This window comes from Vibrio sp. 10N.261.46.A3 (assembly GCF_041472995.1).
GTDB classification, from domain to species: domain Bacteria; phylum Pseudomonadota; class Gammaproteobacteria; order Enterobacterales; family Vibrionaceae; genus Vibrio; species Vibrio coralliirubri.
In genome coordinates, this window is record NZ_JBFRRH010000055.1 from 1 (window position 1) to 1,704 (window position 1,704).

The following is a 1,704-nucleotide window of genomic DNA, read 5'->3' on the forward strand; positions in this document are numbered from 1 at the left end:
ATTCCTATTATGTAAAATCCACGACTTTACTATCAGAAACACCGTCTAGACCCCCTTCAGGCGCCCTGTAAGCCATTTTAAGAGCCAAAACCACCCATAGACACACAAATCTGCTTTGAAAGTTAATTTCACTTTCTGAGAGCTTTACGCTGAGAATTAACATCTTTTGAACTCACATCAAAATCACACCGTAACGCTCATAACTGAAACTTTCCCGCTGAGATCGTAATTTCTCGTGAAATGGACGAAGTTCTTTCATGAGGGAGAACGATCCGACAATCGAACGGAGTGAGTGCGTCAGAAGTGACAGATCCAGCTAGTGATATGTTCAACGTGTGACGCTTTGCTTTTCGTTTCCTAAATCAATCGCCATAGCGTCCCCCTCTGAGGGGATTTAATTGTTATGTGGGAATGAAAGTGCTTCGTAAGCGTTAAGAAATTCAATCACTGGAAGTGCCGAACTGGAGAGGGGAATTGGTAATTTTAGTGCATGCTCTTGGGATGCGTTGAGTAGGCGAGACCAAGTGATTCTGGTTGGATGAAAAGGCTGGTTTGAGACAGGGAGGAACGAACAGCGAAAAAACAAACTATTTCACCCTCCTGAAGTGCTTGGTCGCGCGTAGCGCTACGCATCCTAGGTCTTAGAAACATGTTTCTAAGCTGCTCTTTTCTTTGCTCTTATTCTTTCCGATCTGGGACTAACAACAAGGACTAAGATCTAGGACTCATCGAGTCCCAGAAGGTAATCCCAGATCTTAGTCCCAGATAAGACATAAGAATAAAAGGAGCCGAGCAGAATAAGAAAACCGATATGTAGAACTGATATGTAATTCCGATATGACCATATATCGGTTCTGCATATCGGAATTACATATCGGTTTTGAGGAAAAAAGAAGCCTAAAGTCAAACTTAAAATTCGGGGAAGAAAGCATGGAGTAGTTTAATTTCTAGGGAAGAGTGACAGTGCCACAGTTTAAGATCGAGTGTATTCCGCTTGCTCGGTGTTCGGACGCTTCGCTTACTCACACACTGCGCCGAGCGGTGTAGATAAAACAGCAAAAGATAGGAATCTCTTTAAGCGTAATCTCAACCTCCTTATAATATAACGTGGTCTCAAAACATGAATGTAAGACAAAGGCACTCTAAGAGATACTCTGAAATAATCACGCTTAATGCTAGAAAGCAAAACAGCCCTAAAACGGGCTGTTATCTGATAAGGCTTGTTTTTAGTGCAACTTAAAGTTTACCGGCTTTCTTCCAGTTGTAATAAGTCCGACGACTGATCCCTAAGCTTTCCCACGGTTTAACCTGAGCGATTGAATCAGTTTTAATAGCTCCTGTAGGACGACCGCCAGCTTTTGAAACTTTACCGCCTTTCGCCCCTTTCCTTGCTTGGCTTTGTCGGAACTTCTCCGGTGTGAAATGCTTGTACGTCCAGTTAGCGATAGACTTAGCGATTGCTTTCACCTCTGACACAGGCAAAGGAACTTTAAATTGAGCGTTAAGGGATTCTACGTAGTCGTATACAGCGTCATTCCACATCAGCGTGTAGTCTGGTGCCCAATAGTCCCTAATCACTCTGTATGCCCACTTTCTTGATGATTCAAACAACTCACAATTACGACCTAAGCCAGAAGATTCAATTCCTTTCTTTGGATGACCTTTTAAATCGAGATAATCCGCAAGTTCATCTAGCGTGTATTC

At 42.8% G+C, this 1,704-nt stretch carries 1 protein-coding gene; it reads right to left on the reverse strand.

Annotation, left to right across the window (positions count from 1 at the left end; translation table 11 throughout):
• Nucleotides 1–1,236: 1,236 nt before the first annotated feature.
• Nucleotides 1,237–1,704 (reverse strand): primase C-terminal domain-containing protein (locus AB4484_RS13595; RefSeq protein ID WP_372078685.1); only part of this gene is annotated, 468 nt, incomplete at its 5' end.